This window comes from Spiribacter onubensis (assembly GCF_040838425.1).
Classification (GTDB): domain Bacteria; phylum Pseudomonadota; class Gammaproteobacteria; order Nitrococcales; family Nitrococcaceae; genus Spiribacter; species Spiribacter onubensis.
In genome coordinates this window covers 201,757-227,195 of the sequence record NZ_JBAKFI010000002.1, presented here as the reverse complement: position 1 = coordinate 227,195, position 25,439 = coordinate 201,757, and the positions used below count along the sequence as shown (strand labels likewise).

General features: G+C 65.3%; 28 protein-coding genes. 12 read left to right on the top strand and 16 right to left on the bottom strand.

All coding sequences use genetic code 11. The features are described from left to right. Nucleotides 1–105: 105 nt before the first annotated feature. From V6X63_RS04535 to V6X63_RS04525, 3 genes are read left to right on the top strand one after another with little or no spacing between them, the layout of a single operon-like run. Nucleotides 106–852 carry an ABC transporter substrate-binding protein gene (locus tag V6X63_RS04535; RefSeq protein ID WP_367978248.1) on the top strand — a complete coding sequence of 249 codons (747 nt, stop codon included), beginning with the start codon at nucleotides 106–108 and terminating at the stop codon, nucleotides 850–852. Next, nucleotides 849–1,832: a FecCD family ABC transporter permease gene (locus V6X63_RS04530; protein WP_367978247.1), complete on the top strand. Its 984-nt coding sequence runs from the start codon at nucleotides 849–851 to the stop codon at nucleotides 1,830–1,832. The genes V6X63_RS04535 and V6X63_RS04530 overlap by 4 nt, the downstream gene beginning before the upstream one ends. After that, on the top strand, nucleotides 1,829–2,590 hold the full coding sequence (locus V6X63_RS04525) for an ABC transporter ATP-binding protein (protein WP_367978246.1): 762 nt from the start codon (nucleotides 1,829–1,831) through the stop codon (nucleotides 2,588–2,590). Before V6X63_RS04530 ends, V6X63_RS04525 begins: the two co-directional genes overlap by 4 nt. Here V6X63_RS04525 and V6X63_RS04520 read toward each other — a convergent pair. Further along, the gene (locus V6X63_RS04520; RefSeq protein WP_367978245.1) at nucleotides 2,563–3,105 is read right to left on the bottom strand and encodes a hypothetical protein; all 543 of its coding nucleotides are present in this window, start codon (nucleotides 3,103–3,105) and stop codon (nucleotides 2,563–2,565) included. The genes V6X63_RS04525 and V6X63_RS04520 overlap by 28 nt on opposite strands. 37 nt (nucleotides 3,106–3,142) lie before the next feature. On the opposite strand from V6X63_RS04520, the gene V6X63_RS04515 reads away from it, so the two are divergent. Continuing rightward, the gene (locus V6X63_RS04515; protein WP_367978244.1) at nucleotides 3,143–3,922 is read left to right on the top strand and encodes an exodeoxyribonuclease III; all 780 of its coding nucleotides are present in this window, start codon (nucleotides 3,143–3,145) and stop codon (nucleotides 3,920–3,922) included. A gap of 16 nt (nucleotides 3,923–3,938) precedes the next feature. On the opposite strand, the gene V6X63_RS04510 is transcribed toward V6X63_RS04515, so the two are convergent. The 4 genes from V6X63_RS04510 to nfi are packed head-to-tail and all read right to left on the bottom strand — an operon-like array spanning nucleotide 3,939 to nucleotide 7,237. Continuing rightward, complete coding sequence (locus V6X63_RS04510; protein ID WP_367978243.1) at nucleotides 3,939–4,205, bottom strand: glutathione S-transferase N-terminal domain-containing protein; 267 nt, start codon at nucleotides 4,203–4,205, stop codon at nucleotides 3,939–3,941. An 8-nt stretch (nucleotides 4,206–4,213) separates the two neighbouring features. Continuing rightward, nucleotides 4,214–5,179 (bottom strand): thioredoxin-disulfide reductase, encoded by a 966-nt coding sequence (gene trxB / locus V6X63_RS04505; RefSeq protein WP_367978242.1) that lies wholly within the window; start codon nucleotides 5,177–5,179, stop codon nucleotides 4,214–4,216. Nucleotides 5,180–5,204: 25 nt separating this feature from the next. Then, nucleotides 5,205–6,584 carry an AmpG family muropeptide MFS transporter gene (locus V6X63_RS04500; protein ID WP_367978241.1) on the bottom strand — a complete coding sequence of 460 codons (1,380 nt, stop codon included), beginning with the start codon at nucleotides 6,582–6,584 and terminating at the stop codon, nucleotides 5,205–5,207. Nucleotides 6,585–6,622: 38 nt separating this feature from the next. Continuing rightward, nucleotides 6,623–7,237 carry a deoxyribonuclease V gene (gene nfi, locus V6X63_RS04495; protein ID WP_367978240.1) on the bottom strand — a complete coding sequence of 205 codons (615 nt, stop codon included), beginning with the start codon at nucleotides 7,235–7,237 and terminating at the stop codon, nucleotides 6,623–6,625. A gap of 159 nt (nucleotides 7,238–7,396) precedes the next feature. Between nfi and ppc the strand changes: the two genes are divergently transcribed. Then, nucleotides 7,397–10,039 carry a phosphoenolpyruvate carboxylase gene (ppc, locus tag V6X63_RS04490; protein ID WP_367967418.1) on the top strand — a complete coding sequence of 881 codons (2,643 nt, stop codon included), beginning with the start codon at nucleotides 7,397–7,399 and terminating at the stop codon, nucleotides 10,037–10,039. A gap of 5 nt (nucleotides 10,040–10,044) precedes the next feature. Next, entirely contained in the window at nucleotides 10,045–10,686 is a 642-nt protein-coding gene (pyrE, locus tag V6X63_RS04485; RefSeq protein WP_367978239.1) for an orotate phosphoribosyltransferase, read from the top strand. A 44-nt stretch (nucleotides 10,687–10,730) separates the two neighbouring features. On the opposite strand, the gene argB is transcribed toward pyrE, so the two are convergent. The 5 genes from argB to coaBC form a co-directional block, all read right to left on the bottom strand. Continuing rightward, complete coding sequence (gene argB / locus V6X63_RS04480; RefSeq protein WP_367978238.1) at nucleotides 10,731–11,654, bottom strand: acetylglutamate kinase; 924 nt, start codon at nucleotides 11,652–11,654, stop codon at nucleotides 10,731–10,733. Between the two features lie 100 nt (nucleotides 11,655–11,754). Continuing rightward, nucleotides 11,755–12,834 (bottom strand): cytochrome-c peroxidase, encoded by a 1,080-nt coding sequence (locus V6X63_RS04475; RefSeq protein ID WP_367967414.1) that lies wholly within the window; start codon nucleotides 12,832–12,834, stop codon nucleotides 11,755–11,757. A 91-nt stretch (nucleotides 12,835–12,925) separates the two neighbouring features. Next, complete coding sequence (locus tag V6X63_RS04470; protein WP_367978237.1) at nucleotides 12,926–14,302, bottom strand: phosphomannomutase/phosphoglucomutase; 1,377 nt, start codon at nucleotides 14,300–14,302, stop codon at nucleotides 12,926–12,928. 16 nt (nucleotides 14,303–14,318) lie between these two features. Further along, on the bottom strand, nucleotides 14,319–14,774 hold the full coding sequence (dut, locus tag V6X63_RS04465; RefSeq protein WP_367978236.1) for a dUTP diphosphatase: 456 nt from the start codon (nucleotides 14,772–14,774) through the stop codon (nucleotides 14,319–14,321). Continuing rightward, nucleotides 14,761–15,948, bottom strand: a complete 1,188-nt coding sequence (gene coaBC, locus V6X63_RS04460) for a bifunctional phosphopantothenoylcysteine decarboxylase/phosphopantothenate--cysteine ligase CoaBC (protein ID WP_367978235.1) — start codon at nucleotides 15,946–15,948, stop codon at nucleotides 14,761–14,763. Before coaBC ends, dut begins: the two co-directional genes overlap by 14 nt. Before the next feature lie 80 nt (nucleotides 15,949–16,028). Between coaBC and radC the strand changes: the two genes are divergently transcribed. Further along, nucleotides 16,029–16,703: a RadC family protein gene (gene radC, locus V6X63_RS04455; RefSeq protein WP_367978234.1), complete on the top strand. Its 675-nt coding sequence runs from the start codon at nucleotides 16,029–16,031 to the stop codon at nucleotides 16,701–16,703. 9 nt (nucleotides 16,704–16,712) lie between these two features. Here radC and rpoH read toward each other — a convergent pair whose 3' ends face one another. Genes rpoH through ftsY form a run of 4 tightly spaced genes read right to left on the bottom strand, consistent with a single transcriptional unit; the run spans nucleotide 16,713 to nucleotide 20,253 of the window. Then, nucleotides 16,713–17,621 carry an RNA polymerase sigma factor RpoH gene (gene rpoH, locus V6X63_RS04450; RefSeq protein ID WP_408022295.1) on the bottom strand — a complete coding sequence of 303 codons (909 nt, stop codon included), beginning with the start codon at nucleotides 17,619–17,621 and terminating at the stop codon, nucleotides 16,713–16,715. Between the two features lie 51 nt (nucleotides 17,622–17,672). Continuing rightward, nucleotides 17,673–18,602 carry a permease-like cell division protein FtsX gene (gene ftsX / locus V6X63_RS04445; RefSeq protein ID WP_367978233.1) on the bottom strand — a complete coding sequence of 310 codons (930 nt, stop codon included), beginning with the start codon at nucleotides 18,600–18,602 and terminating at the stop codon, nucleotides 17,673–17,675. Then, complete coding sequence (ftsE, locus tag V6X63_RS04440) at nucleotides 18,599–19,249, bottom strand: cell division ATP-binding protein FtsE (RefSeq protein ID WP_367978232.1); 651 nt, start codon at nucleotides 19,247–19,249, stop codon at nucleotides 18,599–18,601. Before ftsE ends, ftsX begins: the two co-directional genes overlap by 4 nt. After that, entirely contained in the window at nucleotides 19,246–20,253 is a 1,008-nt protein-coding gene (ftsY, locus tag V6X63_RS04435) for a signal recognition particle-docking protein FtsY (protein WP_367978231.1), read from the bottom strand. Before ftsY ends, ftsE begins: the two co-directional genes overlap by 4 nt. Before the next feature lie 86 nt (nucleotides 20,254–20,339). Between ftsY and V6X63_RS04430 the strand changes: the two genes are divergently transcribed. From V6X63_RS04430 to coaD, 4 genes are all read left to right on the top strand, one after another. Next, complete coding sequence (locus V6X63_RS04430; protein ID WP_367978230.1) at nucleotides 20,340–21,683, top strand: M16 family metallopeptidase; 1,344 nt, start codon at nucleotides 20,340–20,342, stop codon at nucleotides 21,681–21,683. Further along, complete coding sequence (locus V6X63_RS04425) at nucleotides 21,680–22,999, top strand: M16 family metallopeptidase (RefSeq protein ID WP_367978229.1); 1,320 nt, start codon at nucleotides 21,680–21,682, stop codon at nucleotides 22,997–22,999. The genes V6X63_RS04430 and V6X63_RS04425 overlap by 4 nt, the downstream gene beginning before the upstream one ends. Before the next feature lie 6 nt (nucleotides 23,000–23,005). Then, nucleotides 23,006–23,563 carry a 16S rRNA (guanine(966)-N(2))-methyltransferase RsmD gene (gene rsmD, locus V6X63_RS04420; RefSeq protein WP_367978228.1) on the top strand — a complete coding sequence of 186 codons (558 nt, stop codon included), beginning with the start codon at nucleotides 23,006–23,008 and terminating at the stop codon, nucleotides 23,561–23,563. 75 nt (nucleotides 23,564–23,638) lie between these two features. After that, the gene (gene coaD / locus V6X63_RS04415; protein ID WP_367967397.1) at nucleotides 23,639–24,145 is read left to right on the top strand and encodes a pantetheine-phosphate adenylyltransferase; all 507 of its coding nucleotides are present in this window, start codon (nucleotides 23,639–23,641) and stop codon (nucleotides 24,143–24,145) included. On the opposite strand, the gene V6X63_RS04410 is transcribed toward coaD, so the two are convergent. Further along, nucleotides 24,142–24,495: a hypothetical protein gene (locus V6X63_RS04410; RefSeq protein WP_367978227.1), complete on the bottom strand. Its 354-nt coding sequence runs from the start codon at nucleotides 24,493–24,495 to the stop codon at nucleotides 24,142–24,144. The two genes, coaD and V6X63_RS04410, sit on opposite strands and share 4 nt — an antisense overlap. A gap of 10 nt (nucleotides 24,496–24,505) precedes the next feature. Continuing rightward, nucleotides 24,506–24,922 carry a DoxX family protein gene (locus V6X63_RS04405; protein WP_367967395.1) on the bottom strand — a complete coding sequence of 139 codons (417 nt, stop codon included), beginning with the start codon at nucleotides 24,920–24,922 and terminating at the stop codon, nucleotides 24,506–24,508. A gap of 216 nt (nucleotides 24,923–25,138) precedes the next feature. On the opposite strand from V6X63_RS04405, the gene V6X63_RS04400 reads away from it, so the two are divergent. Continuing rightward, nucleotides 25,139–25,417, top strand: a complete 279-nt coding sequence (locus V6X63_RS04400; RefSeq protein ID WP_367967393.1) for an RNA recognition motif domain-containing protein — start codon at nucleotides 25,139–25,141, stop codon at nucleotides 25,415–25,417. Nucleotides 25,418–25,439: the final 22 nt, after the last annotated feature.

Here is a 25,439-nt window from a genome sequence, read left to right as displayed (position 1 = left end):
CTGCATAGGCCAGGCGGGGCTCTTGCTGGTCTTTTGCTCGTGCTTGTGGCGCTGAATAACGCGGCATTCGCGGGGGAGCCCTCTGCGCCCCAGCGTGTCGTCTCCATGAACCTCTGCACTGATCAGCTGGCCATGCTGGTGGCGGGCGAGAGTCAGCTCGCGTCCGTCTCTGCACTGTCGCGTGACCCGATCAGCTCGGCGATGGCCGATGAGGCGCAGGCCTATCCGGTCAACCACGGCCGGGCCGAGGAGATCCATCTGCTTGATCCGGACCTGGTGATTGCCGGGCGTTTCAGTGCCGGTGCCACCGTCGCCATGTTGAAGCGGCTCGGCATCCCTGTGGCCGTGTTCGAACCGGCCACCTCGCTGGACGATGTCCGCCGCAACCTCCTTCGAATGGGTGAACTGCTGGGACGAACCGAGCGGGCCCGCGAGCTGGTCGAGGCATTCGACCGGCGTGTGGCCATGCTCTCCGGCGAGCCGCTGGATCCGCCGGAGGCGGCCTTATACTTCCCCAACGGCTACACCCGGGGAGAGGACACCCTGGTGGGAGATATCGTCCGCGCGGCCGGATTCAATAACATTGCCTCGGGACTGGGTGTTGCCGGCGGCGGGCATCTGCCTCTGGAGCAACTGGTGGTGGCGGAGCCGGAGCTGGTCATTACCGGCAGTCGCAATCGGGGCTATTCCCGCTCGCAGGCCATCATGCAGCATCCTGTGCTGGATGAGGTGGCCCGGTTTGGCGCCCGTCGCGGCCTGGTCAATCGGGAGTGGGTATGCGGAACGCCGCGGGTACTGGCCGCCATCGAGCGGATCGGCGCGCTCCGCGGTGAGCTGGTCGGCTCGCGATGAGCCGGCTGCTGGCGGTTCTGCTGGCCTTGGCAGCGGCGCTGTTCACTGTCTCACTGATCGTCGGACCCGCGGCAATTGGTCCGCTGGCAAGCCTGCAGGCGTTGTTTGCGGCCGGTGATACGCCCCTGTCGCTGGTCATGCAGGAAATCCGTCTGCCCCGGGCCATACTGGCCACGCTGGTCGGTGCGAGTCTCGGGCTGTCCGGGGCGGCGCTGCAGGGCTATCTGCGTAATCCGCTGGCCGAGCCCGGGTTGCTGGGCATCTCCGGCAGTGCCGCGCTGGGTGCGGTAATCGCCATCCAGACCGGTCTGGCGGCGACATTTCCCCTCGGGTTGCCGTTATCGGCCCTGACCGGGGCTTTTGCCGGCGTTCTGCTGATCACGTTGCTGGCCGGCCGCCGCGGTGGGACGCTGAGCCTGATTCTGGCGGGGATCGCAATATCGGCCCTGGCAAGCGCGATGGTCTCGCTGGCCCTGAACCTTTCACCCAATCCGTTCGCTACCAGCGAGATCGTTTTCTGGATGATGGGGTCGCTGGCCGACCGCTCCATGCAGCATGTCTGGCTGGCGCTGCCCTTCGTGATGGTGGGTGCCGCGTTGCTGCTCACGCTGGGGCGTCCACTGAACGCCATCACGCTGGGGGAAGACGCCGCCGAGACACTCGGAATGCGCCTGGCGCGCGTGCGCTGGCAGCTCATTGTCGGATCAGCCCTGGTGGTGGGGGCGAGTACGGCCGTGGCCGGGACCATCGGTTTCGTGGGGCTGGTGGTGCCTCATCTGCTTCGCCCCTGGGTGGGTGCGATGCCGGGCCGGCTGCTCGGCGCCAGCGCTCTGGGCGGTGCCGTCATGGTGCTGGCCGCCGATATCCTTGTCCGTAGCGTCCTGCCCGAGGCGGATCTCAAGCTGGGTGTGATCACGGCCCTGATCGGAGCGCCGCTGTTCCTGCATCTGATCTACCAGACCCGGCAGGAGCTGGCATGAGTCTTCTCGCCCTTCAGGACTTCTCGGTGTCCCTCGCCGGCCAGCCGGTTCTGCGCGATATCCGCCTCGAGGTCCAGCCGGGAGAGCTGGTCGGCATCATCGGCCCCAATGGCGCCGGCAAGACGACGCTGATGCGGGCCGCTCTGGGCCTGATCCCCTCGGAGGGGCACTGCTCGCTGGCCGAGCTCGATGATGGGTCGCGTGCCCGGGCGGTGGCCTGGATGCCCCAGGATCGCACCGTCGCCTGGCCCATCAGTGTCGAGGCCCTCGTCATGCTGGGGCGCATGCCCCATCGTGGCCCGGGTCTGCGGCCGAGCCCGGAGGACCGGACGCACGTTGCCGAGGCGATCCGGCGGGTGGGGCTTCAGGGATTCGAACATCGTGCCGTCACGAAGCTCTCCTCCGGTGAGCGGACCCGAGCGCTCATTGCCCGGGCCCTGGCGCAGCAGACCTCGCTCATCCTCGCCGACGAGCCGATTGCCGGGCTTGATCCCGCCCATCAGATCAGCACGATGGAGACGTTCGCCGCACTGGCCGATGATGGCCGCACGGTGATCCTATCCATCCATGATCTGGGACTGGCCGCGCGACACTGCACACGGCTCGTTCTCCTCGGCGAGCAGCGGGTGATCGCCGATGGGCCTCCTGCCCGCGTGCTGAGCCGGGACAACCTGGCCCGCATATTCAACATCGAGGCCTATCTGAGCGAGACCGAGTACGGGCCGGTCTATCAGTCGCTTCGCGTCCTCGGCCCGTAACTCTTCGAGACGAAAGCCACCTCGGTGGTATTCCGGCGCTGGTTGATCACCAGGATCATCGCGAAGAAAAGATTGCAGAGGATGTTGCAGAAACGCGGCAGGACATCAGGCACCTCATGGCCGGACTCCTCAATGCGCACCATCTGCCGAATGGCCTTTTTGGCGCCGGAGCGCGAGAGGTTCAGGAAGGGCACGGGCATCTCGCCGCGCGGGAGAACAAACCCCGCCGCGCGGCCCGCCGCTTCATCGCGATAATCGGCGAGACGCTGTTTTGCCCAGTCGAGGTCTTCTTCGGTGACGGCAAGCCGGCCGCGAAGGGACCCGTTTAAATGGAACGCGAGCGGCTGCAGCACGGCCAGGTCCTCCCGAATATCCTTGCAGTCCGCCGGAGCGCCGGAGATCGCCGCGCCGATATTGCCGCAGAGCTCGTCGGTGATCACCTCGAAGTCACACAATGGGCCGCTTTCGTGAATGAAGGGGTAGCAGACCTCATCCAGGTCCGAGCTTCGCCGCATGCCGATTCTCCTTTCAATTCCTTTATCCTTGGCAACCATGACGCTATCGATCATGACTGCCAACCTGAACGGGATCCGCTCGGCCCAGCGCAAGGGTTTCTTCGAGTGGCTCGAGTCGCAGCGCCCGGACGTCCTGTGCATCCAGGAGACCAAGGCACAGCGGGATCAGCTGGAAGGCGGGCCGTATTTTCCGCCCGGTTATCATGCCGAGTTCGTCGACGCCGAGCGCAAGGGCTACAGCGGCGTTGCCGTCTATAGCCGGCGCGAGCCCGATGCTTACGTTCGCGGCCTCGGCATGCCCGAAATCGACCGCGAAGGCCGCTGGCTGGAGGCCCGCTTCGGGCGTCTCAGCGTGATCTCTTTCTATATGCCATCGGGCAGCTCGGGGGAGCATCGCCAGGAGGTCAAGGATGCCTTCATGGAGCCTCTGCTCGAGCGCCTCCAGTCGATGGCTGTTGATGGTCGCGAGTATGTGATCTGCGGCGACTGGAATATCGCCCACACCTGGCGTGATTTGAAGAACTGGCGCTCCAATCAGAAGAACTCGGGCTTTTTGCCCCACGAGCGGGAATGGATGGACCGGCTCTTCGGTGAGGCGGGTTTCGTCGACGCCTTCCGCGAGGTTAACGATAGTGCCGATGAATACACCTGGTGGTCATTCCGTGGCCAGGCCTGGGCTAACAACACCGGTTGGCGGATCGACTACCACGTCGCCACGCCAGGCATTGCGTCGCGGGCTCAGGACGCAGATATCCATCGAGCCGACCGGTTCTCCGATCACGCGCCGCTGACCATACGCTACGACTGGCCCGGGTGATTTCGAGCGGCTGTCCTCAGTCCTGGGCGTCGAGCCGCTTCAGGTAGTCGATGATGTCCGCCGACTCGTAGAGCCACTCGACCCGGCCATCCGGGTACTCAATGCGCAGGCAGGGCACCATCCCCTTGCCGCCACCCTCGATCAGCTCCTCGCGCCGGCCGGGTTCGCGAAGGATGTTGCGCGACTCCACCGTCAGGCCGATGTCCCGGGTCGAGCGCCGGACCATCTGGCAGAAACCACAGAGTTCATGCTCATAGAGGGCGAGATGGGCGGGCTGTTCCATGCTTAGGCTCACTTCTGGTCCATGTCGAGGGCGTCAAGGTATTTCTCGGCATCCAGTGCCGCCATGCAGCCGCTCCCGGCGGAAGTGATCGCCTGGCGGTAGACGTGATCCATGACATCCCCCGCGGCAAAGACGCCGGGGATGCTGGTGGCGGTGGCGTTGCCATCCAGCCCGCTCTGCACGCGGATGTAGCCGCCAGCCATGTCCAGCTGGCCCTGGAAGAGCTCGGTATTGGGCCGATGACCAATGGCGATGAAGACACCGGCCAATTCAAGATCGTCAGTGGTGTCGTCCACCGTACTGCGCAGGCGGGCGCCGGTGACGCCGGTCTCATCGCCGAGCACCTCGTCGAGGGTGCTGTTCCAGCGGATGGTGATATTGCCCGACTCGGCGCGTTGAAGGACCTGGTCCTGCAGTATCTTCTCGCCACGGAACCGGTCCCGGCGATGGACGACGGTGACGTGACGGGCGATGTTGGAAAGGTAGAGGGCTTCCTCAAGAGCGGTGTTCCCGCCTCCAACCACCGCGACATCCTGGTTGCGGTAGAAGAAACCATCGCAGGTCGCGCAGGCCGAGACACCCTTGCCCATGAAGCGCGTCTCCGACTCCAGGCCCAGGTACATGGCCGACGCGCCGGTGGCGATGATGAGGGCGTCGGCGGTGTACTCGCCGCTGTCACCCACCAGCCGCAGTGGGCGGGAGCCAAGCTCTGCGGTGTGGATATGATCGAAGACGATGTCGGTGCCGAAGCGCTCGGCATGCTGGCGCATGCGCTCCATGAGCGCCGGGCCCTGCAGCCCGGAGACATCCCCCGGCCAGTTATCGACATCGGTGGTGGTGGTCAATTGACCACCCATCTCGAGTCCGGTCACCAGCACAGGCTCAAGGTTGGCCCGAGCGGCATACACGGCGGCCGTGTATCCGGCAGGACCCGAGCCGAGGATCAATAAACGACAGTGACGCGCTTCCGACATGACGGACTCCGTGGGATCGATGCCATCATTGTCCATCGCGGAGCGGTCCAGCGTCCACCGTCTCCCGTCGGGCCGCATGGCGCATGATGACCATGATCAGGCATATCGCCGGCAAGCCCATGGCCGCCGAGATGACGAAGAAGACGGGGTAATTGAGCGTGTCCACCGCCAGGCCGCCAAACCCGCTCAGGAACTTGCCAGGTAGCGTCATCAGCGAACTGAACAGTGCGTACTGCGTAGCGGTGTAGGTGGTGCTGGTCAGGCTGGACAGCCACGCGATGAACACGGATCCGGCGATTCCGCCGGAAAGGTTGTCGGCACTGATGGTCAGTACCAGCGCCCAGGTGGCGCCACCCTGGCCGGCCATCCAGGCGAACAGCAGATTGGTGCCTGCCGCGAGGATGGCGCCGGCGAGCAGCGGCCGAAGGAGCCCGAAACGAGCCGTCAGGGCCCCGCCCAGAAGGGCGCCGATGATGGTCATGGCAAGGCCGTAGGCGCCGCTGATGTTGGCAATGACGGCCTTGCTGTAGCCCAGGTCGATGTACAGCGGGTTGGCCATGCTGGCCATGGCGATGTCGGTGATCCGGAAGCTCGCTACCAGACCCAGCATGACCAGTGCAAAACGTCCGAAGCGGCCGAAGAAATCGGTTACCGGGCAGGCCACCGCGCCGATCAGCCACGCGCCGGTGTGCCGCATCCAGCCCGGCATCTCAGGGTGCCGTCGGGCGAAAGCCACCGCGCGGGGTTCCCGGCGCGCGCTGGTCCGATCGATCTCGGGTACCGGCTCCGGCCGCAGCATGACCGTCGTCACGCCAACGCCGACCAGCGCCGCCATGGTCAGATAGGCCAGTTGCCAGTTCAGTAATTCGGCCAGATACAGCGCACCCGTGTAGGACACCAGAATGGCCAGGCGGTAGCCCATCTGATAAGCGGCGGCCAGCGCACCCTGGTACCGGTCGATGTCCGATTCGATACGAAAGGCGTCGATGGCGACATCCTGAGTGGCCGAGGAGAAGGCCACCAGCAGCGCGCACAACGCCACCGGCCAGAGGGCGGCCTGCGGGTCGGTGAACGCCATGCCCGTGAGGCCGGCCGCAATGCCGATCTGGCCCAGGAGGATCCAGGCGCGCCGGCGCCCGAGCCAGCGGGTCAGTCCCGGTAGCGGCAGGCGATCCACGACGGGTGACCAGATGAATTTGATGGAGTAGGTGATTCCCACCCAACTGAAAAAGCCGATCGCCGTTCGGCTTACATCGAACTCACGCAGCCATGCAGTCAGGGTGGCGAACACCAGCATGAAGGGCAGCCCGGCCGAGAACCCCAGGAACAGCATCGCCATGACACTCGGTCGACGATAGACCGTGAGTGCCGCTTTCCACCGCCCGAGTTCTGTCGCAAGTCTCATTCCCGCATCGTCGGGTATGGCGAACGGCCGGGCAAGCGTTATCGGTTCGAGGCGAATCGATCGGCGGCGCGGATCGGTTCAGGTAGCCGGTACCGGGATAGGCAGCGCATGGTCCAGTTGACGGCATCATCATGGTCGCAGCAGTGGCCGGGTGAGACGAACACCGGTTTGACGCCCTGACGGGTGCGAAGCACCGTGCCGATGCGCTCGATCCCATCCATCAGGGGCTGCCAGTCGCCGCGCTCGGCTCCCACCTCATCGTAGGTCCCGATCAGGCGGCTTTTCGCGACACCGATACTCGGAGTGTCCAGCAGGACACCCAGATGCGTGGCGATTCCGACGCGGCGGGGGTGCGCGATACCCTGGCCATCGCAGAGGAACAGATCCGGCTCGGCCGTTAATTGCGCCAGGGCCTCGAGTATCGCTGGCAACTCCCGGAATGACAACAGACCGGGGATATAGGGCATGGTGGTGGGCACTTTGGCGACGGCCCGCTCCGCGACCGCCAGATCCGGATAGGTCATCGCGACGACGGCCGCCCGCGTAACGGAACGATGACGCGGGAACCCGGCATCAATGCCGGCGACAAGTCGGACCTCGGCCATCATCGGGGCATGTCGGACACTGGCGGCGAGGCGCCGCTGTTCCGCCACCGCAGTCGCCGGATCGGCCGTGAGTGCACGTCCTGCGGGTGTTGTGCGTTTCTTGATCAGTCCACCCCGTTTGGTCAGAATGCCTGATATTACAGGGGAGAGTCCGGGCGGTGGTGGCGCCGTTCGGATTTTTTTTGTCCGCCGGGAGGGATCGCGGGAATGAGTGAAAATCGCAGTGATGCGCCCTTGCGCGAGGATATCCGCCAGTTGGGCGGGCTCCTCGGCAGCACCATCCATGAACAGTCCGGCGAGCATGTCTACCAGACGGTGGAGGAAATCCGGGGGCTCGCCAAGGAGGCCCGTGCCGGTGACGCCGAGGCCGCCCGGGCGCTGGAGGAGCGGCTCGGCGAATTGCCCGACGAGCTGATCGTGCCCGTGGTGCGTGCCTTCTCGCAATTCCTCAACCTCGCCAATATCGCCGAGCAGCATCACCGGGTGCGCCGCAGTCGGGCCTGGGTGCGCGATACCGAGACGGGGCCGCTGCGTGGATCGCTGGAGGAATTCTTCAAGCGCATGCAGCCGACCGGGAACAGCGATGATCTGCATGCCGCCATTGCCAATCTCGACATCGAACTGGTGCTCACGGCCCACCCGACTGAGGTGATGCGCCGGTCCCTGCTGCAGAAGTACAACCGCATCGCCGAACTCCTGGATCAGGGTGATCGCCTCGACCCCACCCCGGAAGAGATCGAGGAGGTCCATCAGTCGTTGAAGCGGGAGATCACCGCGGCCTGGGAAACGGACGAGATCCGGCGCCGCCGTCCCGCGCCGCAGGACGAGGCGCGCTGGGGGCTGGCGGTCATCGAGCAGACCCTCTGGGACGTCGTCCCGCATTTCCTCCGCCGCCTCGACCGGATCCTGCAGCGTCAGACCGGCAAACCGCTGTCACTGGATGCCGCGCCCATCCATTTCGGCTCCTGGATGGGTGGGGACCGCGATGGCAACCCGCGCGTCACGGCAACGGTGACCCGGGAGGTCTGTCTGCTCAATCGCTGGAAGGCGGTAGAGCTGTATGAAAAAGAGCTCGACGAGCTTATCGAGGAACTCTCCCTGCAATGCGCAAGCGACGAGCTGCGAGCCTGGGTGGGCGATGCCTGGGAGCCCTACCGGACCGCGCTCAAGGCGGTCCGCGATCGCCTGCTGGCAACGCGTCACTGGCTGGAGTCCCGGCTCGCTGGCCGGCGACCCGCCGAAGGCCTCATCTACTGGCGGACCGAGGACCTGCGCGAGCCGCTCATGATCTGCTACCGCTCCCTGCATGAAAGCGGTGCCGGTGTGGTGGCCGAGGGGCGCCTGAAGGATCTGCTGCGCCGGCTTTCGGTATTCGGTCTGACGCTTATGCGGGTGGATATCCGCCAGGAGTCCACCCGGCACACGGATGCGCTTGATGCTGTCACCCAGGCGCTCGGCATCGGCAGCTACGCCGCCTGGGACGAAGCCGAGCGTCAGCGGTTCCTGATCCGTGAGCTGGATAACCGACGTCCGCTCATCCCGCATGATTTCGAGGCCGATGACGAAGTCACCGAAGTGCTCGATACCTGTCGTGTCGTCGCTGAGATGGGATCGGACTCCCTGGGTGCCTATGTGATCTCCATGGCCTCCAAGCCGTCGGATATCCTCGCCGTCAAGCTGCTTCAGAAGGAGGCCGGCGTGACCTCGTCACTTCGGGTCGTGCCGCTTTTCGAGACTCTGGCCGACCTGCAGGGGGCGCAGGCCTGCCTCGAGCAGCTGATCGAGATCGACTGGTACCGCGAGCACATCGACGGGATCCAGGAAGTGATGATCGGCTACTCCGACTCAGGCAAGGACGCCAGCCACCTGACGGCCGCCTGGGCGCTCTACCAGACGCAGGAGCAGCTGGTCGAGACCGCCCGTCGGCATGGCATCCGGCTCACGCTTTTCCATGGACGTGGCGGATCCATTGGGCGGGGCGGCGGCCCGACACACGCCGCCATCCTGTCCCAGCCGCCGGGTTCGGTGGATGGGCGGCTTCGCGTCACCGAACAGGGGGAGGTGATTCAGGCCAAGTTCGGGCTGCCCGGCATCGCCGAACGGAATCTGGAGCTCTACATCACCGCGGTAGCCGAGGCGACCCTCGTGCCGCCGAAGCCACCGGAGAGCGACTGGCGCGAGATCATGGACCGTCTCGCGGAGACCTCCTGCGATGTCTACCGCGACATGGTCAGGGAAACACCGGAGTTCATCGAATACTTCCGGCATGCCACGCCGGAGCACGAAATCAGTCATCTGGCCATCGGCAGCCGGCCGGCCCGGCGCAAGCCGACCCAGGGTGTCGAGAGCCTGCGTGCCATTCCGTGGATCTTCGCATGGACGCAGACGCGGCTGTTGCTGCCGGCCTGGCTGGGAGCGGGGAGTGCACTCGCCGAGGGACTGGCCTCCGGTGAGCGGGAATCGCTGCACCACATGTACGAGGCCTGGCCCTTCTTTCGCGCCTTTATCGACATGATGGAAATGGTGCTGGCGAAGAGCGACCCCGCTGTGGCGGCCTGGTATGACGCCCGCCTGGTGCCGGCGTCATTGCGAGGGCTTGGTGAAGGCCTGCGCGCGCGCCATGAGGAAACCCGTCAGGCCGTGCTCGCGGTGAGCCAGCATGAAAACCCCCTGGACGAGGCCCCGGTCGTGCAGCGCTCGGTGGGTGTGCGCAACCCCTATGTCGACCCGCTCAACCTCCTGCAGGTGGAGCTGCTCGACCGCGTCCGGCATGGCCACGAGGAGGATCTGCGCGAGGCGCTGATGATCTGTATCAACGGCATTGCCGCCGGCATGCGCAACACGGGTTAGTCGACATGCAGGCCTATCAGCACGCGCTCATTGATTTTGCCCTGGCTCGCGACGTCCTTCGCTTTGGCTCGTTCACCCTCAAGTCGGGGCGGCAGAGTCCGTATTTCTTCAATACCGGACTGTTCAGCACCGGCGAAGCCCTGCGTCGGCTCGGCTCGGCCTATGCCCAGCGGGCGGTGGATGCCGGCCTGGACTTCGATATGCTCTTCGGGCCTGCGTACAAGGGCATCCCGCTCGTCTCCGCGGTTTCCATCGCTCTCGCCGCGGACCATGGCATCGACTGCCCATGGGCTTTCAACCGCAAGGAGGAGAAGGACCACGGTGAGGGTGGTGTCGTGGTCGGCGCGCCGCTGGCGGGGCGGGTGCTCATCGTCGATGACGTGATCTCCGCCGGGACGTCAGTGGCAGAGAGCGTGGACCTCATCGATGCGGCCGGGGCCGAACTGGCGGGGGTTCTAGTGGCGCTGGACCGCCAGGAGCGGGGCCAGCACGAGCAGTCGGCCACCCAGGAAGTGGCCAGCCGGCATGGTGTGCCGGTTACCGCCATTCTGACCCTGGATACGCTGATGGAATATCTGGAGCGTGCCGGTAATCGACCGCAGGATCTGGCGGCCATGCGGGACTATCGGTCCCGTTATGGTGCCTGAGGTCCGCTTGATGGTATCGATACTGCCGATGCGGGTGGATCCGCTCACGAGGCGCCGGACGCTCCGTTGACGTCTTCGCCATGAATCAGCGTGCCGACCCCGCTGTCGGTGAACAGCTCGAGCAGCACCGCATGGGGCACCCGGCCGTCAATGATGGTGGCTGCGCCGACGCCGTTGCGCACGGCCTGCAGGGCACAGTCCACCTTGGGCAGCATACCGCCATGAATGGTGCCATCGTCGATGAGCTGCGCGACCCGCTCGGCATCCAGCCCGGTCAGGAGGTTCCCCGCCCCATCCAGGATCCCGGCCGTATTGGTCATCAGGATCAGTTTCTCTGCACGAAGTGTCTGTGCCAGGTGACCGGCGACCAGGTCGGCGTTGATGTTGTAGGAAATGCCTGCCTCGTCAACACCGATGGGTGCCACCACCGGGATGAAATCGGCCCCGTCCAGCAGCGACATGAGCGACGGATCGATTCCCGTCACCTCGCCCACATGGCCGATGTCGATGATCTCCGGTGCCTTCTCCGCCGGCCCGGTGCCGGTCAGGGTCAACCGTCGGGCCTGGATGAGGCCGCCATCCTTGCCGCTGAGGCCAACCGCGCGCCCGCCATGGGTGTTGATGAGGCTGACGATCTCCTTGTTGACCAGTCCGCCCAGGACCATCTCGACGACGTCCATGGTCTCGGAGTCGGTCACGCGCATGCCCTGGACGAACTCGGTCTCCTTGCCGATTCGCTCCAGCACGGTGCCGATCTGAGGGCCGCCGCCATGGACCACCACCGGGTTGATACCCACCAGTTTCATGAGCACGACGTCGCGCGCAAAGCCGCGCTTGAGCTCTTCGTCCACCATGGCATTGCCACCGTACTTAACGACCACCGTGCGGCCGTGGAACCGCCGGATGTAGGGCAGCGCCTCGGTGAGGACATGGGCGACCTGGGTGGGGGGCGTGGCGTCGTTGCTCATCGGCTGATTTTTTTCTTCTGTCCAGACAAAAAGACCGCACCCGAAGGTGCGGTCCAATGGTCGCGCCCCGGAAGCCGGGGCGCAAGCGCCGGGAGGAAGTCTAGCCTTCCGCGCCCGTCGGCCGCGGATAGTCCGGGATGTCCGGGAGCGGCGTGGCCTCCGTGCTGATCGGCAGCTCGGGGTACACGACCTCCGGCTGGCGGCCCGTCAGCGAGCGCAGGAACGCCGTCACGTTGACCACATCCTCGTCCGTCAGGAGGCTGTTGAGCTGGGAGTCGTTCATGACGGCCACCGCTTCCTGAAGGCTCCAGACGTTGCCGGAGTGGAAGTAGGGCGCCGTCAGCGCGACGTTCCGCAGCGAGGGGGAGCGGAAGACGTACTCGTCGGCCGCCGTCTCCGTCACCTGCGCCCGACCCGTGTCGCCCTCGGGCAGGATATCCGCTCCGGGCCGGTTGATGACGCCGAAGGGATAGTAGCCCTGACCACCAACGTTGACGCCGTTGTGGCAGGCGACGCAGCCCTTGTTCATGAACGCGTCCAGGCCCGCGATCTGCTGGTCGGTGAGCGCGTCCTTATCCCCCTTGAGGTACTGATCGAAGGGCGAATCCGGCGTGATCAGCGTGGCCTGGTAGACCTCGAGAGCCTTGGCGGTATTGTCGAAGCTGACCGCATTGGATGACTCGGGGAAGGCGGCCTCGAACGCGTCGACATATTCGCCGATGCTGTTGAGGGTCTCCTCGAGCTTGGCCGGCGTGTTGTTCATCTCGACGCCTGCCTGGATCGGGCCCTTGGCCTGCTCCGTCATATCCTCGGCGCGACCGTCCCAGAACTGCGCGACGTTGAACACCGCGTTGAAGATGGTCGGGGAGTTGCGCGGTCCACGCTGCCAGTTATGGCCAACCGAGCTGGGGATGTTGTCGTCGCCGCCCATGCCCACGTTATGGCAGGTATTGCAGCTGATGGTCTGGCTGGCCGAGAGGCGCGGATCGAAGAACAGCATCTTGCCGAGCTCGATCTTCTCCGGCGTCATGGGGTTGCGGTCCTCCAGATAGGAGGCGGCGCTCTCCGGAATCGGCTTGAACAGCAACTGGGCCCGCTCCAGCAGGGCGTCGTCGGCGAGGGCTCCGCCGCTGACCAGCCCGAGTGCTATGGCTGCGGTGAGTGAATGGACGGCTTTCATGGTTCACGCTCCTCGAGTGGATGTGTTTGAGTCGAGGATAGAACCGAAGTTTATGTCTGGGTAGCCGAACCGTGAGGATCCTTGATCGGGGTCAAATTGCAATGCCGACAGACTCACCGGCGTCCCGAATCAGGCCCTCGAAGCGCTCACGAATCCGCCCCAGCGCCTCCTCGTCGACCCCCTCGAACCGCATCACCAGACAGGGTTGCGTATTGGAGGCACGGACCAGGCCCCAGCCATCATCAAAGTCCATCCGCAGGCCGTCGATGGTGGTGATCCGGGCGTCATCAAACGCCTCGGCCTGTCCCATCAGTGCATTCATGAGCTGATGAGGCTGCCCCTCTTCCAGATCCAGGCGGATCTCTGGCGTGCTCACCGGTTCGGGCAGCTCGCCGAAGATCTCGCTGGCCTGCCGGCCATCACCGGCGAGGATCTCGAGCAGACGGGCGGCGGCGTAGATGGCGTCGTCGAAGCCGTACCAGCGGTCGTTGAAGAACAGATGCCCGCTCATCTCGCCGGCCAGCGGGGCCGCGGTTTCCCGGAGCTTTTCCTTGATCAGGGAATGGCCGGTCTTCCACATGACCGGTTCCCCGCCGGCCTGCCGGATGACCTCGGCCAGTTTGCCGCTGCACTTGACGTCGAAGACGATGCCCTTCCCGGGATGTCGCGCCAGGATGGCACGGGCATACAGCATCATCTGTCGGTCCGCCCAGATGATGTGGCCGTTCTCGTCCACCACGCCCAACCGGTCACCATCGCCGTCGAAGGCGAGGCCGAGATCCGCCTTGTCCGTCGCGACCGCCCGGATCAGGTCCTGGAGATTTTCCGGCACTGTTGGATCGGGATGGTGATTGGGAAAGTTGCCATCCACATCACAGAAGAGGGGAATGACGTCGGCGCCGATCGTCTCGAGTACGCCGGGTGCCACGGCGCCCGGTACGCCATTACCGCAGTCCACGACCACCTTGAGGCGGCGCTGGAGCTGGACGTCACCCGCGATCCGATCGCGGTAGGCGTCCAGTACATCCAGCGAATGCGCTGTGCCGGTACCCTCGACGAGATCGTCATCCTTGATACGGCGGCCAAGCGCCTGAATACCGGCTCCCCAGAGCGGGCGGCCACCGATGATGGTCTTCAGGCCATTGTATTCGGCGGGGTTGTGGCTGCCGGTGACGGCCACGCCAGCTTCCGTTTCCAGATGGTAGGTGGCGAAGTACATGACAGGCGTTGGTACCTGTCCGATATCGATGACTTCCCGACCCGACGCCATCAGCCCATCGCGCAGGGCGGCGGCCAGCCACGGGCTGGATTCGCGGCCGTCATAGCCCACGACGATGCGCGCCTGGCCTGCATCGGCCGCTGCCGAACCGATCGCCTGGCCCAGGGCGCGGACCGTGTCTTCAGTGAGTTGGCCATCCACGAGGCCGCGGATGTCATAGGCGCGGAGGATGGAGGGGTCGATCTGCATGGGGCGTCCTGCCTGTTTAATGTCTTCCGGTGTGGCCAAAACCGCCGGCGCCGCGTTCGCTCTCGGTGAAGGCCTCGACGGTGGTGAACGCCGGCCGGGCGACCGGCATGAAAACCAGCTGGGCGATGCGCTCGCCCGGCTCGATGGTGAAAGACGCCCGACCTCGGTTCCAGCAGGAGATGAAGATCTCACCCTGATAGTCGGAGTCGATGAGGCCCACGAGGTTGCCCAGCACGATGCCATGTTTGTGTCCGAGGCCCGAGCGTGGCAGCACGACGGCGGCATGGTTCGCGTCGCCGATATGGACGGCCATGCCCGAGGGGATCAGCGCGGTATCACCGGGGGCAAGCTCGGTGGGGTCGGCAACGCAGGCCCGGAGGTCCACGCCCGCTGAGCCGTCGGTTGCATAATCGGGCATGGGGAATTCGCTGCCCAGTCGCGGATCGAGAATGCGCACTTCAACGCGCTGCATGCCAGTGCTCTCCCAGCAGTTTGATCAGGGCGGTGGCGAGCCGGTTCTTGGGCATCGGCCCGAGTCTGGTTCCACCGCTGTTCCAGAGGACCTCGAGCTGATTGTCATCCACCTCGAAGCCGAGCCCGTCGCCCACCTGATTGGCGGCGATCATGTCCAGTCCCTTGGCGTTCAGCTTGCCCCTCGCGTGATCAATCAGGTCATCCGTCTCCGCGGCAAAGCCGAGTGTGAACGGGCCATCCGGCATCGCTGCCACGTCGCGGAGGATGTCGGGGTTGGGGGCCAGCTGCAGTGACGGGGGGGCATCGGCTTTCTTGACCTTGCCGGTTGCGGGCTCGGCGACGCGGTAGTCGGCAACCGCCGCTGCCGCCACGAAGATGTCCGCCTTGTCGGCTCGGCTCAGTGTGGCCGAGTGCATTTCCATCGCCGTCTGGACGTCAACCCGCGTCACGCCCGCGGGTGTCGGCAGGGCGCTCGGCCCGGCGATGAGCGTGACGCGGGCACCGGCCACCGCGGCGGCGGCCGCGATCGCGAATCCCATGCGGCCGCTGCTGCGGTTGGCAATGAATCTGACCGCATCAATCGGTTCCCGGGTCGGGCCCGCGGTGATCAGGATGGTTCGGTTCGCCAGCACGGACGGGCTCGACAAGGCATCGACGATATCGCGGGGCTCCATCATTCGCCCCGGCCCCGACTCTCCCTCCGCGAGGGGGCCATCCGCCGGGCCGAGCATCGTGATGCCCCGCGACTGCAGCAGGTCGGTATTGGCCCGGGTGGCCGCCGCCCGCCACATGACATGATTCATGGCCGGGCAGAGCGTGATCGGCGCCTCGGTCGCCAGGCACAGGGTGGTGAGCAGGTCATCTGCCAGTCCGTGCGCAATGCGCGCCATGGTGTCGGCCGTGGCCGGTGCGATCACCACGCGATCAGCCCAGCGCGCGAGCTCGATATGGCCCATGCCGGCTTCCGCGTCCGGATCGAGCAGGTCGGTATGAACGGGCCGGTGTGAGACGGCCTGGAAGGTGAGCGGCTTTACGAACGCCTCGGCCCCGGCGGTCAGCACAACCCGTACGTCGGCCCCTGCATCGCGCAGGCGCCGGACGAGGTCCGGCGCCTTGTAGGCGGCAATGCCGCCGGTCACCCCGAGCAGGATTCTTTTACCGGAAAGGCTCATTGAGGAACGCGTTCACAGGTCACCCTAAACCCGGAAACTTACACTGTTGCTCATTGCATGAAAACTTCACGGAGCAGGAGATGGCAATCAGTGACTGGCCGGTTCAGGAGCGTCCACGGGAGAAGCTGCTCGAGCGTGGCGCCGGGTCGCTGTCGGATGCGGAGTTGCTGGCGATCTTCCTGCGCACTGGTGTCCGCGGCCGGACGGCGGTGGACCTCGCTCGCCACCTTCTCGCCGCGTTCGGCGGCTTGCGCCCGTTGCTGGAGGCCGACGCCGAGACTTTCGCCGGCCATAATGGGCTGGGGCCGGCGAAATACGTGCAGTTGCAGGCTGTACTCGAGATGGGGCGACGCCATCTGCAGGCGGAGTTGGCACGGGGTGAGCCAATGACCGGGCCGGAGGATACCCGTCGCTATCTCGTGGCACGGCTTCGGCATCTCCCGCACGAGATCTTCGCCTGTCTTTTTCTCGATAACCGGCACCAGGTGATCGGCTTTGAGGAGATGTTTCGCGGCACCATCGATGCGGCGAGCGTTTACCCGCGCGAGGTGGTCAGGCGCGCGCTGGAGCTTAACGCCGCGGCGGTCATCCTTGCCCACAATCATCCCTCGGGCGTCACGGAGCCCAGCCACGCAGATGAGCGGATGACCGCACGCCTGGCCGATGCGCTGGCCACCGTGGACATCCGCGTACTGGATCACTTCGTGGTTGGCGAGGGGCGCCCGGTCAGTTTTGCCGAGCGCGGTCTCCTCTAACGGCGTGCGTCAGGCCTCCAGGACGCCGGCGCCAAGCCCTTCCCGGAGTTTGGCGAGGGCGCTCTTCTCGAGCTGCCGGATGCGCTCCGCCGAGACGCCGTAATCGGCGGCCAGCGTATGCAGCGTATCCTTGCGGTCGCCCAGCCAGCGACGCTTGAGGATGTCACGACTGCGCGCATCGAGCGAATCCAGGGCCTCTCGCAGCATCTGATCCTGCCAGTCGGCCCAGTCTTCGCTTTCCACCTCGCGGGCGGGGTCCATGGACTGGTCGGTGAGGTAGGCGGCCGGTGCCCACATCGACGTCTCTTCTTCCTCGGCCTCAGGCCCCGGGTCAAATCCCACGTCCTGGCCCGAAAGCCTGGATTCCATCTCCAGTACGGTTTCCGGCTTCACGCCGAGATCATCGGCCACCGCTTCAACCTCCTGCCGGTTGAGCCAGCCGAGTCTCTTTTTTGAGCCGCGGAGATTGAAGAAAAGCTTGCGCTGCGCCTTGGTGGTGGCCACCTTGACGATGCGCCAGTTGCGCAGGATGTACTCGTGAATCTCTGCCCGGATCCAGTGCACGGCGAATGACACCAGCCGTACGCCTACCTCCGGATCGAAGCGCTTCACCGCTTTCATCAAGCCGATGTTGCCTTCCTGGATGATGTCGGCCAGCTGCAGCCCATAGCCCGAGTAGCCACGGGCGATATGGACGACGAACCGCAGGTTCGAGAGTACCAGCCAGCGTGCCGCTTCCAGATCCTCATGATCACGGTAGCGGATCGCCAGTGCCTGCTCTTCTTCCGCACCCAGGGCCGGAATAGCATTCACGGCCTGGATGTAGTGTTCCTCGCTGCCGGCACGGAGCGGCAGCCGGTTATAGTCGGTGCTCACCAACGCCGTATTGGCTTCCATTGAGCCCTCCAGAGTATTCATCCGGTTGATTTTACCAATGTTTATTTGAACGCGAAGGCCCCGGTTAGTTCCCTACTGTGGTTCGATGGCGGCAAGATGGCGGCCCACCGCCAGCCATGCCCCGAACAGGCCCAGCAGCAGCCCGGCAGTCAGTAGTGTCAGGATGCCGGACACCCCCGGTCCTGTTGGCTGGAATGCGCTCTGGTAAAGGGTTGCCAGGCGCCTGGCCGGCGCCGATACCGCCAGTATCCCGATGATCAGGATGACGCCCGACAACAGTCCGCCCGCCAGGCCGTACCAGACCCCGGTATACAGGAAAGGCCGGCGGATGAAGGCATCCGTGGCGCCGATGAGCTTGGTGATCTCGATCTCACTGCGCCGATTCTCGATATCCAGTCGAATGGTATTGCCGATCACCAGGACCACGGTGAGACCGAGCAGCAGGGCGATGATGGCGATGGTCCGGTTGCCGAGGTCGAGGAGTGCATCCAGCCGTTGCATCCAGGCCTGATCAAGCCTGATCTCTTCGACATGCGGCAATGCCTGCAGCCGGTTCATCAGGCGCTCGGTATTCGCCGTGTCCAGTCGCCCCCTCAGCCGTGCCTCCACCACCGCAGGCAGCGGATTGGCGTCGAGCAGGGCCAGGGTCTCGTCCATACCGGCCGTGGCCTGAAACTCGGCAAGCGCCTCGGCCGGACTGATCAGGGTGACTTCCTGGATGCCGTCGAGCGCCGCGATGCGCTCGGCTGTGGCGGCCTGTCGGTCTGGCGGGGTTTCCAGCGCAAGGAATACTGATGCCCTCGGCGTGCCGTCCCAGCCGCTCATGGCCGATTCGATGTTGTCCATGACCAGCAGGAAGGCCGCTGGCAGGGCCAGTGCGATGCCGATGGCGGCGGTGGTCATCAGGCTGCCGCCCGGCTTGCGTCGAAGCTGGCCGAGGGCGCTGATGGCGGCGCGCGCATGCTGGCTGAGCCACATGCGCATGGCGTCTCGCGCATTCACGCCGCCCGCCCCTCGTGCAGATGGATACGACGGTGCCCGAGCGCCTCGATCAACGGCAGGTCATGGCTGGCGATCACGGTGGTGACGCCCACCTGATTGAACTGCTCGAACAGGTGCATGATTTCCCGCGAGAGGACGGGATCGAGATTGCCGGTGGGTTCGTCCGCCAGCAGGATCGGCGGGCGGGTCACGACCGCCCGCGCGATACCGACCCGTTGTTGTTCACCGCCCGAGAGGGTGACCGGGTACGCTCGTTCCCGGCGAAGCAGCCCCACCTTGTCGAGGGCGGCGCGCACGCGCCGCGCCACATCCTGGTGAGGGCGGCCGGTGATGACCAGGGGAAGCGCGACATTGTCGAAGACGGTGCGGTCATGGAGCAGGCGGTGATCCTGAAAGATCATGCCGATCCGGCGCCGGAGGAATGGAATGCGGCGCCGACGCAGCGCCGAGAGATTGACGCCATCGATCAGTACGCTGCCGCGACTCGGCCGCTCCAGGAGGGGAATCAGCCGCAGAAAGGTGCTTTTTCCCGCGCCGCTGGCTCCCGTGACGAAGACCAGCTCGCCCTGCCTGATATGGAGGTCGAGGCCACGCAGGGCCTCATTTCCGCCCGGGTAGCGCTTGCCTACCCCTTCAAAGCGGATCATTGCTCCCCGGGCTCCGCGACGGCCTGATCGAGCAATGCATCGACGAATGCCTCCGCATCGAAGGGGCGGAGGTCATCGACACCTTCGCCAACGCCGATGAAACGCACCGGAATCCCGAAGCGCTGCGCCATGGCGAAGATCACGCCGCCCTTGGCCGTTCCGTCCAGCTTGGTGAGGGCGATCCCGGTGACGTCCACTGCCTGCCGGAACTGCTCCGCCTGGGTCAGGGCATTCTGGCCCGTGCCGGCATCGAGGACGAGCAGGACTTCATGCGGTGCCTCTTCGTCCTGCTTGCCGAGGACGCGTCGGATCTTGCGGAGCTCTTCCATGAGATTGCCCTGGGTGTGGAGACGCCCAGCGGTGTCGGCGATGAGGATGTCCGCCCCCCGGGCGATGGCGGCCTGGTGGGCGTCGTAGACCACCGAGGCAGAATCCGCCCCAGTGGGCTGGCTGATGACGGGTGTGCCGGTCCGCTCGCCCCAGGTCTGCAACTGCTCCACCGCCGCGGCGCGGAAAGTATCCCCCGCGGCGAGGATGACGCGATGACCCTGGTGTCGATACTGCTCGGCCAGCTTGCCGATGGTGGTCGTCTTGCCCGCGCCATTCACGCCCACCGTCAGTATGACCACCGGCTTGTCCTGCACGGGCAGCTCAAGCGGTTGGGCCACCGGCTGCAGGATACTGAGCATGTCCTCGCGAAGGGCATGGTGGAGTGCCTCGGTGTCGGCGAGTTCGTTGCGCTTGAGGCGTGCCGTGAGGTCGTCGATGATCCGCGTGGTGGCCTCCATGCCCACATCCGCCATCAGCAATAGCGTTTCCAGCTCATCCAGCAGATCGGCATCGATTCGCTTGCGGCCGAGGAAGAGCTGGCCGATGCCCCCGCCCGTGCGCTTCAGGCCGCGACGAAGGCGCTGCAGGAGGCCGGGGCGGGATTCCTCGGGACGTGCTTGCTCGGTGGCCGATTCGCTCTGATCGGCCTGTTTCTTTCGGCGGAACGGCAGCATGGAACTCTCAGGGTTCGGCCCAAACAAAGGTAGGGGTATCCTAACACCGCGATCGCGTCCCGATGCGCCAGTCAAGAGGCCAGTGAATGACAGCCCGACATGCTATTTTCGCCCTTATTCCCGCGTTGATGGCCGCGCCGGCGGCGGCCCAGTCCGGCTCGGAGGTTACCGAGTTCATCCTCGACAACGGCATGCAGGTGCTGGTCCGGGAGGACCACCGGGCGCCGGTTGTTGTCTCCCAGATCTGGTATCGCGTGGGGTCGTCCTACGAAGGCCGCGGCAATACCGGCCTGTCTCACCTCTTCGAGCACATGATGTTCAAGGGCACGGAAGCGTACCCCGAAGGCGAGTTCTCGGAGATCATCTCACGCGAGGGGGGACGGCTGAATGCGTTCACGGGCCGGGATTTCAGCGCCTATTTCGAGATCATGGCCGCTGATCGTCTACCCATCGCCCTGGAGCTGGAGGCCGATCGGATGGCCAACCTACAGATCGACGGGGAGGCCCTGGCCACCGAGCGCGAGGTCGTTCTGGAGGAGCGGCGCCTGAGAACGGAGGACCGGCCCGAGGGGCGGTTCGGGGAGCGTTATGCCGCGATCGCCAATCCGGGGACGGGGTATGCCCATCCGATCATCGGCTGGGCCGATGACGTCGCCGGGCTTACCGTGGATGACCTGGAGGGCTGGTATCAGCAGTGGTATACGCCGTCCAATGCGACACTGGTGGTGGCCGGGGATGTCGAGCCGGAGGCCGTCCATGCACTGGCCCAGGAGTACTTTGGTGCGATCCCGGGGCGGGAAGTACCGGCGGTGCATGACTCCGATAATCTGGACCCGCCGGGCGAGCGCCGGCTCGTCTACCGCGACGAACAGGCCCGGGTGCCTCAGCTCAGGATGGGTTATGAGGTGCCCTCCTTTGCGACGGCCGATGACTCCCGCGACCCCTATGCGCTGCTGATGCTGGCCACCATCCTGGATGGCGGCGACGGCGCGCGTCTCTCTGAGACGCTGGTGCGTGGCAGTGGCGTCGCCGCCGCGGCGGGGGCCGGCTACAATCCAATGGTCCGTCTCGACGGGGAGTTTTCGCTGTTCGGCGTGCCCGCGGATGGTGATGTGGCCGAGGTTGAGCAGGCGCTCCGCGAGGAGATCGAGCGTCTGCAGCGCGAGCCGGTCACCGGCGAGGAGCTCGAGAGGGCGCGTAGCCAGCTGCTTGCCGATCATCTCTTTGAACTCGATTCCGTGTTCTACCAGGCAATGCAGCTCGGCATGCTGGAGACCACGGGAGCCGGCTGGGAAACACTTGATGCCTTCGAGCAGAATGTCCGGGCACTGACCGCCGAGGATCTGCAGGCCGCGGCAGAGCGCTATCTGCGCCCGGAAATGCTGACCGTCGGGGTCATGCAGCCGCAGGAGCAGGAGGACGAGGCATGAGGCGCCTGATTCCCGCTATCCTTCTGACCTTTTTCAGCGGCGTGGGGGGCGCAATGGAAGCCGATATCCAGGAATGGGAGACCGAGTCGGGCAGCCGGGTGCTGTTCGTCGAGCGACACGAGCTGCCCATCGTCGACATCCGCCTCGCCTTCGATGCCGGCAGCGCGCGGGACGACGGACAGTCCGGGCTCGCCCGGATGACCAGCAACCTCCTCCTTGAGGGGACCACCGATCGCAACGCCGGTGAGATCGCCCGCGAATTCGAGCGCTATGGGGCGAGAGTCAGTACCGACAGCGGTCGGGATACGGGGCAGGTGAGTGTGCGTGCGCTGAGCGAGGCGGAGCGGCTCGATCCGGTGATCGATAACATGGCCGACGTCATCGCCCATGCCGATTTCCCCGGCGACGCCGTGGATCGGGTCCGGCAGCAGATGCTGCTCGGGCTCCAGCAGGCGGAGTCCTCAGCTTCATCGCTGGCGGAGAAAGCCTTTGCCCGGGCCATCTATGGTGATCACCCCTATGCCTCACCACCCGGGGGTACGCTGGAGTCGGTTGAGGCGATCGACCGGCAGGCAGTGGTGGATTTCCATCAGCGCTACTACACCGCCAGCAATGCGACGATCGCCATTGTGGGCGATCTGGATCGCGTCCGGGCGGAAGCGATTGCCGAGCGCCTCAGTGCCGCGTTACCTGAGGGAGAAGCGCCCGCGCCCCTGCCCGAGGTGGAGCTGCCCGACGCGCGGCAGACCGTGCGCGTCCCGTTCGAGGCCGAGCAGACCCATGTCATCATTGGTCAGCCGTCGGTACGTCAGGGCAGCGACGCGTACTACCCGCTCTACCTTGGCAACCATATCCTTGGGGGTGGTGGCCTGACCTCCATCCTCGCCGAGCGCATGCGGGAAGAGCGTGGGCTGTCATACAGCAGCTCGTCGAGGATCACCTCCGGTGCGCGCCGTGGCCGGTTCCAGATGGCCACTCAGGTCCGCAACGACGCGCTGGGGGAGGCGCTGGGCGTGATGCGCGACAGTCTCGACGAGCTGCGCGACGAGGGCCCCTCCGCGGAGCGGCTGGATGCGTCGAAGCGCAACATCACCGGCAGCTTCCCATTGCAGCTCGACAGCAATCGCGATCTGCTCGGATACGTCACCAGCATCGGTTTCCATGATCTGCCGCATGACTATCTGCAGCGTTTCGTGGATCGCATCGACAGCCTGGATGGCGACGACGTGCGGTCGGCCTTGCAGGCGCATATCGATCCGGCTCGCAGCGTCACGGTGCTGGTCGGGCCCGAGGCGACGATCAACGGGGTGGAATAATCGGGCGTGGCCGGGCAACTCCGGATTATCGGAGGTGAGTGGCGTGGTCGGCGCTTTCCGGTGCCCCATGCGGTGGGGCTGAGGCCCACGGCGGACCGCAACCGCGAGACGCTGTTCAACTGGCTGCAGGGGGCCGTTGAGGGGCGTCGGATCCTGGATCTGTTCGCTGGCACCGGCGCATTGGGGCTTGAGGCCCTGTCCCGGGGCGCCGCGAGCGCCGTATTCGTTGAAAAGTCGCGACCGGTGGCGAAGTCCCTCCAGGCGCTTGTCCAGCGCCTTGAGGCCGGCAGCCGTGCCGAGATCGTGATGGCGGATGCCCGGCGTTACCTCCAGACGGTGCCCCGCCCTTTCGATGTCGTCTTCCTGGATCCTCCATTCGGGACCGGCTTGTTGCCGGAGGTGGTGGCGCCACTGCAGCGCGGGGGCTGGCTGGCACCGGAGGCCAGCGTCTATGTCGAATCCGGCCTTGAAGAGGACCTCAGGAGCCCGGGTGACGACTGGTTGTGCCGCCGTGAGAAGACCGCCGGTGGTGTGTGTTATCGCCTGTTTCAGGTAGCGGGCTGACTGGTAATTCAGGATCGGGACTGGCATCTTCCACGCGCAGGCAATAGCATGCTGCGCTGCAACGGAGGAGGGGCCATGTCCGTCACCGCGGTCTATCCGGGGACATTCGATCCAGTCACCAATGGTCACAGCGATCTGGTCGAGCGTGCCTCGAAGTTCTTTGATTGTCTGATTGTTGCCGTTGCCGGCTATCCCAGCCCCAGCAAACATCCGGCCTTCGATCTCGACGAGCGGGTGAGGCTTGCGCGGCATGTGCTGAAGCCCTATGAGAATGTCGAAGTCATGCCCTTCGAGAGCCTGCTGGTGGATTTCGTGGAGGCGCAGGGGGCACGCGTCATTCTCCGTGGCCTGCGGGCCGTATCGGATTTTGAGTATGAATTCCAGCTCGCCAGCATGAACCGCCAGCTCGTGCCGAAGGTGGAGACCGTGTTCCTGACCCCGGCCGAACAGTACTCCTACATCTCATCGAGCCTGGTACGGGAGGTTTCCGCGCTCGGAGGCGATGTCAGCCGTTTCGTGCACCCCTGCGTACAGGAAGCCCTCTCGAGGCGCTACGGCAGCGCGTCGAAGTCCGCCGACTAGCGGCTCCCGGCCTCCGGCGTCGCCTCCGGAACCGCCTCAGGCATGGCCTCCGGTGCCGCTTCTGGCACAGCCTCAGGCATGGCCTCCGGCACTGCCTCGGGGCCGGCTTCGGGCGCTGCCTCTGGGGCAGCCTCAGGCATGGCCTCCGGCGTCGCCGCGGAGGCGCCCGGCGCGGTGGCCTCGGGGACCGCGCCCGCACCCGGATCCGGGGTGTTGTCACCGGCGATATCCGAGATGAGCGCATGCACCGCCGCAGCGCCGGTGACCGCGACCAGGATGGGGGTCGTATAGGCGATTCCGCGGGCGAGTTGGCGGCGGAGCCGCTCGCGTGATGTTTCTTTGGGTGGCATCGGTATTGACTCAGACCTCGTTGCCACGCACCAGGAGATAGATCGCCAGGCAGGTCAGCGTGACCTGGAATTCGAGCCCGCCCAGCGGGTGACTGGGCGACGGCAGAAAATGCCACTGACCCCAGTGAACCGTAAAAATGGCGCCAATCAGTACCGGCAGTGCGGCGGCTGAACCCAGCCGGGTTACCCAGGCGCCGAGCCATGCACCAAGGAGCAGTGCGGCGCCGCTGAAGACCTCAAGCCCGCTCACCAGCACGGCGATGGCGACCGGCAGGCCCAGATTGCTGGCGAATACGGCCGGTCCGTCCAGCCAGTGATCGACGCCATGGTAGAGCATGACCAGCGCGAGAGGCGTTCGCAGCAGCCAGTGCAGGTATCCCGCCTGGCGGTCCAGCAGAACGTCTCCGCTTTGGAGCGGTGCGCTCATGAGTTCAATCTCCCGTCAGTCATCCGTCAAGCATAACGCCTAAAATTCCGATTGCGTGGAACAGCGACGTGCCGTATTGTCAAATCCAGGTGCCGGCATGACGTGTGCGGGCGCCCGGCAGCCCGACGATCGGGCCGTCCGAAGGAGGGCCAAAGCCCTCCGCGATGTTTGACCTGTCAAGCCGGGAAGGCTGACAGAGCTTGATGAGATTGACTGATGAAATCGATTTACGTGGGCAATCTGCCCTTCTCCGCCTCCGAGGATGAAGTCCGTGACCTGTTCGCCGAACATGGTGAAGTCAAGGAAGTCCGGATGATCTCCGATCGGGAAACCGGTCGTCCTCGCGGCTTCGGCTTCGTACGCATGGAGCCCGCCGAGGCGGATGCCGCCATCGAGGCCCTTAATGGCACGGAAATGGGCGGACGGACGCTGCGCATCAATGAAGCGCAGGATCGGAAGCCCGGCGGTGGAGGTGGCCCGCGCCGCTCCTGGTAACCGCAGGCCTTATCTGCAGGGG

Excerpts from the sequence above, each read along its gene's own strand:
- V6X63_RS04535 (WP_367978248.1), top strand. The coding sequence starts at position 106 with ATGAACCTCTGCACTGATCAGCTGGCCATGCTGGTGGCGGGCGAGAGT.
- V6X63_RS04530 (WP_367978247.1), top strand. The coding sequence starts at position 849 with ATGAGCCGGCTGCTGGCGGTTCTGCTGGCCTTGGCAGCGGCGCTGTTC.
- V6X63_RS04525 (WP_367978246.1), top strand. The coding sequence starts at position 1,829 with ATGAGTCTTCTCGCCCTTCAGGACTTCTCGGTGTCCCTCGCCGGCCAG.
- V6X63_RS04520 (WP_367978245.1), bottom strand. The coding sequence starts at position 3,105 with ATGCGGCGAAGCTCGGACCTGGATGAGGTCTGCTACCCCTTCATTCAC.
- V6X63_RS04515 (WP_367978244.1), top strand. The coding sequence starts at position 3,143 with ATGACGCTATCGATCATGACTGCCAACCTGAACGGGATCCGCTCGGCC.
- V6X63_RS04510 (WP_367978243.1), bottom strand. The coding sequence starts at position 4,205 with ATGGAACAGCCCGCCCATCTCGCCCTCTATGAGCATGAACTCTGTGGT.
- trxB (WP_367978242.1), bottom strand. The coding sequence starts at position 5,179 with ATGTCGGAAGCGCGTCACTGTCGTTTATTGATCCTCGGCTCGGGTCCT.
- V6X63_RS04500 (WP_367978241.1), bottom strand. The coding sequence starts at position 6,584 with ATGAGACTTGCGACAGAACTCGGGCGGTGGAAAGCGGCACTCACGGTC.
- ppc (WP_367967418.1), top strand. The coding sequence starts at position 7,397 with ATGAGTGAAAATCGCAGTGATGCGCCCTTGCGCGAGGATATCCGCCAG.
- pyrE (WP_367978239.1), top strand. The coding sequence starts at position 10,045 with ATGCAGGCCTATCAGCACGCGCTCATTGATTTTGCCCTGGCTCGCGAC.
- argB (WP_367978238.1), bottom strand. The coding sequence starts at position 11,654 with ATGAGCAACGACGCCACGCCCCCCACCCAGGTCGCCCATGTCCTCACC.
- V6X63_RS04475 (WP_367967414.1), bottom strand. The coding sequence starts at position 12,834 with ATGAAAGCCGTCCATTCACTCACCGCAGCCATAGCACTCGGGCTGGTC.
- V6X63_RS04470 (WP_367978237.1), bottom strand. The coding sequence starts at position 14,302 with ATGCAGATCGACCCCTCCATCCTCCGCGCCTATGACATCCGCGGCCTC.
- dut (WP_367978236.1), bottom strand. The coding sequence starts at position 14,774 with ATGCAGCGCGTTGAAGTGCGCATTCTCGATCCGCGACTGGGCAGCGAA.
- coaBC (WP_367978235.1), bottom strand. The coding sequence starts at position 15,948 with ATGAGCCTTTCCGGTAAAAGAATCCTGCTCGGGGTGACCGGCGGCATT.
- radC (WP_367978234.1), top strand. The coding sequence starts at position 16,029 with ATGGCAATCAGTGACTGGCCGGTTCAGGAGCGTCCACGGGAGAAGCTG.
- rpoH (WP_408022295.1), bottom strand. The coding sequence starts at position 17,621 with ATGAATACTCTGGAGGGCTCAATGGAAGCCAATACGGCGTTGGTGAGC.
- ftsE (WP_367978232.1), bottom strand. The coding sequence starts at position 19,249 with ATGATCCGCTTTGAAGGGGTAGGCAAGCGCTACCCGGGCGGAAATGAG.
- ftsY (WP_367978231.1), bottom strand. The coding sequence starts at position 20,253 with ATGCTGCCGTTCCGCCGAAAGAAACAGGCCGATCAGAGCGAATCGGCC.
- V6X63_RS04430 (WP_367978230.1), top strand. The coding sequence starts at position 20,340 with ATGACAGCCCGACATGCTATTTTCGCCCTTATTCCCGCGTTGATGGCC.
- V6X63_RS04425 (WP_367978229.1), top strand. The coding sequence starts at position 21,680 with ATGAGGCGCCTGATTCCCGCTATCCTTCTGACCTTTTTCAGCGGCGTG.
- coaD (WP_367967397.1), top strand. The coding sequence starts at position 23,639 with ATGTCCGTCACCGCGGTCTATCCGGGGACATTCGATCCAGTCACCAAT.
- V6X63_RS04410 (WP_367978227.1), bottom strand. The coding sequence starts at position 24,495 with ATGCCACCCAAAGAAACATCACGCGAGCGGCTCCGCCGCCAACTCGCC.
- V6X63_RS04405 (WP_367967395.1), bottom strand. The coding sequence starts at position 24,922 with ATGAGCGCACCGCTCCAAAGCGGAGACGTTCTGCTGGACCGCCAGGCG.
- V6X63_RS04400 (WP_367967393.1), top strand. The coding sequence starts at position 25,139 with ATGAAATCGATTTACGTGGGCAATCTGCCCTTCTCCGCCTCCGAGGAT.